At 73.6% G+C, this 5,606-nt stretch carries 5 protein-coding genes; 2 read left to right on the top strand and 3 right to left on the bottom strand.

The genetic code is table 11. The annotated features are described in order from the left end of the window. Positions 1–48 precede the first annotated feature (48 nt). The 3 genes from ACLL9L_RS14965 to ACLL9L_RS14955 form a co-directional block, all read right to left on the bottom strand. On the bottom strand, positions 49–1,260 hold the full coding sequence (locus tag ACLL9L_RS14965; protein ID WP_411285456.1) for a thiolase family protein: 1,212 nt from the start codon (positions 1,258–1,260) through the stop codon (positions 49–51). Positions 1,261–1,335: 75 nt separating this feature from the next. Continuing rightward, on the bottom strand, positions 1,336–2,124 hold the full coding sequence (locus ACLL9L_RS14960; RefSeq protein WP_411285455.1) for an alpha/beta fold hydrolase: 789 nt from the start codon (positions 2,122–2,124) through the stop codon (positions 1,336–1,338). A gap of 152 nt (positions 2,125–2,276) precedes the next feature. Then, positions 2,277–4,544, bottom strand: coding sequence for an FUSC family protein (locus ACLL9L_RS14955; protein ID WP_411285454.1), 2,268 nt, complete (start codon positions 4,542–4,544; stop codon positions 2,277–2,279). A gap of 184 nt (positions 4,545–4,728) precedes the next feature. On the opposite strand from ACLL9L_RS14955, the gene ACLL9L_RS14950 reads away from it, so the two are divergent. Together ACLL9L_RS14950 and ACLL9L_RS14945 are read left to right on the top strand one after the other, a co-directional pair. Further along, positions 4,729–5,043 carry a hypothetical protein gene (locus tag ACLL9L_RS14950; RefSeq protein WP_411285453.1) on the top strand — a complete coding sequence of 105 codons (315 nt, stop codon included), beginning with the start codon at positions 4,729–4,731 and terminating at the stop codon, positions 5,041–5,043. Positions 5,044–5,072: 29 nt separating this feature from the next. Beyond that, the coding region (locus tag ACLL9L_RS14945; protein WP_411285457.1) for a universal stress protein at positions 5,073–5,606 on the top strand (534 nt) is incomplete at its 3' end.

The following is a 5,606-nucleotide window of genomic DNA, read 5'->3' as shown; positions in this document are numbered from 1 at the left end:
GCGATCTGCCAGCCGTCACCGTTGCGCCGCCGTCCTATGCCGTGGAGATCATCGGGCAGGAGAGTTTCCGCTGGTGACGTTCTCGAGGACGACGGCCAGTCCCTGGCCGACCCCGATGCAGATCGCGGCCACCCCCCAGCGGCCGCCGGAGCGCTGCAGGGAGCGTGCGAGGGTGCCGAGGATGCGGGTGCCGGACGCGCCGAGGGGGTGGCCGATGGAGATGGCGCCGCCGTGCCGGTTGACGATCTCGGGGTCGATCCGCCAGGCGTCGACACAGGCGAGCGACTGGGCGGCGAACGCCTCGTTGAGCTCGACCGCCGCGACGTCCTGCCAGCCGATCCCGGCCCGGGAGAGTGCGAGGTTGGCCGCGGCGACGGGCGCAAAACCGAAGAACTGGGGCTCGATCGCGCTCGCCGCCCGACCGGCGATCCGGGCCAGCGGGGAGAGCCCGGTCAGGTCTGCAGCCTTCGCACTGCCGAGGATCGCCGCGGACGCCCCGTCGTTGAGCGGTGACGCGTTGCCGGCCGTGACGGTGCCCCCGGCGTCGACGGGCCGGAACGACGTCCTGAGATCCGACAGCCGCTCGACGGTGGTGTCGGCACGGATCGACTCGTCCCGGGCGAGGTCGACTCCCGGCACCGGGACCACGAGGTCGTCGTAGAAGCCCGAGGACCAGGCCTCGTCGGCGAGCCGGTGCGACCGTGCGGCGAACTCGTCCTGGCGCTCCCGGGAGATCCCCTCCCGCTCGCGCAGCTGCTCGGTCGCCTCACCGAGCGAGACGGACCACTCCCCCGGCATCACCGGGTTGACCAGGCGCCAGCCGAGGGTCGTGGACACGAGGTCGAGGTTGCCTGCGGGGTAGGGACGTTCGGTCTTGCGCAGCACCCAGGGGGCACGGCTCATCGACTCGACCCCGCCGACGACGAGGACGTCGGCCTCGCCCGCCTCGATCTGTCGCGAGCCGATGATGGCTGCGTCCAGGCTCGACCCGCAGAGCCGGTTGACGGTCGTGCCGGGCAGGGTCACGGGCAGCCCGGCGAGGAGGGTGGCCATCCGCGCGACGTTGCGGTTCTCCTCGCCGGCTCCGTTGGCGTTGCCCATGACGACCTCGTCGATCCGGGAGGGGTCGAGATCCGTTGCCCGAGAGACGATCTCCCTGACGACCAGCGCGGCGAGGTCGTCGGGCCGGGTCCCCGCCAGGGCGCCGCCGAACCGTCCGAAGGGGGTGCGGACCGCGTCGTAGACATAGGCCTCGGTCATCAGGGGCCTTCCTGCGGGTGCTCGGCCTCTCGCAGCGCGTCCTGCGCGTTGCCGAGGGTGTGGTCCGTCATTGGGTCAGCCCTTCCTGGTGAAGAAGTCGGTGAGGATGCGGGCCACGTCGAGTGGCGTCTCCGCGGGTGCGAGGTGGGCCACGCCGGGGAGGACGACGGCCTCGGCGTCGGGCGCGGCGGCCACGATCTGCGAGGCCGCCGAGGTCGGGACGACGACATCCAGCTCGCCGACCACGGCGAGCACGGGCACCCCGACGTCGCCGAGCTCCTCACGGACGTCGAAGGCGGCCAGGGCCTCGCAGCACCGGGCGTAGGAGAACTGGTCGGCCTGCTCCAGGGAGGTGAGCAACGCTCTCACGAGGGCTGGTTCGCGCTCGACGAAGCCCGGCGCGAACCAGCGGTGGGTCGATCCCTCGACCATGACCGGCGTGCCGGCCGCCCGGACCAGCTCGGCCCGCTCGAGCCATCCCGACGGCTCGCCGATCCGGGCCGCCGAGCAGATGACAGCGACGGACGAGACGACGTCGGGGTGCCGCAGCGCGAGCTCGAGGGCGACGGCGCCACCGAGGCTCACCCCGGCATACCGGGCCCTCGTGCCGCGCGCGGCAGTGAGCGGGCGGACGGCCTCGGCGACCGCCGTGGCGAGCTCGGCGACCGTGACCGGCTCATCGCTCGCCGGGGAGGCACCGTGGCCGGGGTGGTCGACACCGACGACGGTGAAGCGCTCCCGCAGTGCCGCGGCACAGGCCGACCAGAGCGGGGCGACGGCGGTGCCGAGCGAGGGGCCGACGACGAGCAGGTCGGATCCGCTGTCGGGGGTCAGCGCGGAGAGGGTGATGCGGGGGACGGTCATGACGCTCCTCGGGTGTGGCGGGCCAGGACGCGGTCGATGAGCGGCTCGCCAACCCCCAAGGTATGCCGCGGGGTCGAGCCAGACGGATCGCCCCCGGGTGGGCGACGCGGACGATGTCTTGCCCCCAGCATCCTCGGGGGCGTCGCGGTCGCCTACCCTCCCCGCGGCGTGAGGAGCACGAGCATGTCGGTCAGCCGACGGACGAGCGCGCATACGCGCTCCGTCGACGGGTCGTTGGGCACCCGATCGAGGTGTTCCGAGACGCGCTGGGAGAGATCAGTGTCGTCGTCCGGGTCGCGGTGTGGTCCAGCGAGACTCGTGACGGCCTCGAGACGGCGTGCCTCCGTCGCGACGGCACGGACGGCCCCCGCCAGCTCTGGCAACGTCCGCCCGCCCAGGGCGTCGACGGCGGCAGCCAACGCCCGGGCGGTGGCGTCCAGCGCCCCGAGGACCGAGATGCGGTGGCGCAGCCCCTCGCGGTCGGCCCCGAAGAGTCGCCCCTTGGTCATCGCCCGGTGACCTCGCACGACCTGGCGTGCGTCGGCGCCCATCTGGACGACGAGCGTGAGGAGGTCGCGGTGGGCCGCGGCCCTGTCGAGGCGGTCGGCGCACGCGTCGAGCAGGTCGGCGAGGCTGGCAAGGAAGGTCCGGCGCGCGATCCTCAGGGTGGCCCTCGTGCCGGCCGGCAGGACGAGGAGTGAGACCCCGACGCCGATGAGGGCGCCGGCAGCGGTCTCCTCCAGCCTGATGAGAAGCACCTGGTCGCTGAAGGTGTGCAGCAGCGTGTAGAGCTCCCCGAGCATCACGGTGATGAAGAAGATCATCGCGGTGTAGGACAGCTCCTGGACGTAGAAGGCCAGGAAGATGCAGCCGAGCAGGGTCAGCACGGCGGCTACCGGTTGCCCGGAGGTGAGGGTGGCCAGGCCGACGGCGGCGACGAGCCCCCCGAAGGTCCCCACCACACGCGCCACGCCCTTGCGGATCGTCTCGCCCGCCGTGGCCGTGCCGGTGAAGGCGATGAACGCGGCGATGACCGCCCAGTAGTAGCGCTGGGGCGAGATCGCCTCTCCCACAACGATGGCCAGGGCGGCAGCGACCCCCGCCTGGATGGCCTGCCGGGTCGTGAGGCGCAGTCGCGTGGGAGACCACCGCGGGGCGTCGGCGCGGGTCACCGCCCGCGCCGCCAGCGCGGCCGACCCGGGCAGGTTGCCACCGGTCAGGGTGACGACCGCTTCGAAGGCCTCGACGCCCTCGGACCCGTCCGGCTCGTCGGGCTCGTCGAGCAGGTCCAGCGGCTCGGCCACCGCGCCGTGGGCTGCCCGACCCGTCGAGGTCGACGCCCACGCCGGCGGCGAGTCCCACTGCCGCACGGTCTCGACGATAAAGCCGGCTGCGGCGCCGACCCGGCGGGCCGGCCCGTTGCCGCCGTGGTCCGTCGTCGTGAGGCGCTGGGCCGCCGCCCGGGCCGTCTCGGCGTCGCCCCAACCAAGCGCCCGCAGGACGGTCCTGACCTCGTCGAGCACGGTCGCCGGGACCTCGTCGCGACGCGAGGACAGCTCGAGGGCGGCCGCGCACAGCTCGTCCATCCCGATCTCGAGGTCGACGACCCACCGCCGGACGGCTCCGGCGCTCATCCAGGGCGGCAGCGCCCGCGAGGTCCCCAGCTGGCCGTCCAGGAGCAGCGAGATCTCCGCCAGCTGCACGAGCTGGCCGCGCACGGCGCGCACCGCACCGACGTCGTCGGGGTCGTCGATGACCTCCAGGGCCGCGGCGACCCCGGCCCTCGCGCGGGCGCGCAGGGCCGTCACCGTGCGGCTCAGACGCACCTGGGGGTCGCCGTGCAGGACGGTGAGGAGCAGAAGGCCCACCCAGAGCGTCCCCACGCCGATCGCCGTGAGCATGAGGGGCAGCGTCGAGACCGGCGGGTCGAGGAACAGCGAGAAGAAGAAGGCCTGCCAGAGCAGGAACCCGACGGTGACCCACCGCGGTCCGAACCGCCGCACCCAGACGGCGACGAACGAGACCACGGCGAAGGCGATGAGCCCCACGGCGTGGACCTGGGCCGTGACGACCCCGATGGCCGCTCCCGTCGCCGCGGCCACACCGGCTCCGGTGGCGGTGCCGACGATGACCCGGCGGCTCTCCTCCCGGATGGACGTCGACATCGTCATGGCGATCACCGCCCCGAGCATCAGGGCGAGCAGGCCGACCGTCGTGGGGGTGCCGGTCACGGCCACGAGAGCGGCCTCCACCGCGATCGTCGTCGCGACGCCGACCACGGCCCGGACCGCCTGCCCGAGCCGCGCCAGACCGGGGTCCGAGGCGACGAGCCGGTCACGGCCATCGCGCACCTCGAGGCGCAGCCGGCTGCTTCCCGCAGCGAGCAGGGCCCTCGACCGGATGCTCGACGGGCTGCTCACGGCGCCACTGTATGCCGGTGCGGCCCGGACGCCCGGCGGCCCCGGCCCGGGCCGCGCGCGGCCACCCTCCCCGCTGGAGCCGGGCACGCGAGCCCTTGAGGGGACCCGGCCAGGAGAAGTTGCCCCTTGCCCATCATGTGATCCGCCACCCCGCGGGGCGGTCGCAACACCTCCCCCGGACGTCGTGCACCAAGGAGAGACTCACGGCAGCGCAGTCATCGGCGGTGGACCAACGACCGCTGCGCTCGAGGTCCGCGGGCAGGCCATCTCCTCCTTCTTCGCCGTCGCCCAGGGGACCGGGGCCCTCGGACCGGTCATCTACGGCGCCCTCATCGGCGACACCACGAACCGGACCCCGCTGATGTGGGGTCACATCCTCGGCGCGGCCATGATCTTCGGCGGCATCGTCGCGTGGTACTTCGGTATCGCCGCCGAGGGCCAGATTCTCGAGGACCACGCCGACCCGCTGTCCACGATCTCCGAGGAGGCGTCGACGTGAGCCCGGCGACGTCGGGTTTCACCGTCGTCATGGGGTCAGCGCGACGACCTCCTCCCCCGGTGCGCTCGGCTGGGCGGTCGGCGAGGCGCCGGGGTGGCTCGGTGATCGAGGTGCGCGCGTGGCGTCCGGCCACGCCCATGTCGTCGGGCGCCAGCCCACCGCTGCGCACCTACGACGCCGACGCCGCGTATGCCGCGGAGCAGGAGCACCTGGTGGCGGACGTCGCGCAGGTGCTCGGGCCCGACCACGGGGTGATCTGCCGACTCGTCCACGGCGGTCGGCGCAAGGTCCTCCTCGCGCAGGCCGAGGGCGCCGATCTGCTCGTCGTCGACGCCCCGCGACAGCCGGACCTCGCGGGGGGACCGCTCTTTGCCCACCGGCTGATCCATCGGGCTCCGTGCCCCGTCGTCGTCATGCCATCGTCGGTGTCCGGGATGGGTCCGTCCTCACTGGCCAAGGCCGGTCGCACGATCGGCAAGGAGGTCATCCGCGCCGACGGGAGTGCGGGCCGCCCGGGCGTGCGCGGGCCCTCTGCGAGGCCCGACGAGCACGGCAACTCCAGC

The sequence above is a fragment of the Lapillicoccus sp. genome, from assembly GCF_046595215.1.
GTDB lineage: Bacteria > Actinomycetota > Actinomycetes > Actinomycetales > Dermatophilaceae > Lapillicoccus.
This window is presented reverse-complemented; position numbering and strand designations above follow the sequence as displayed.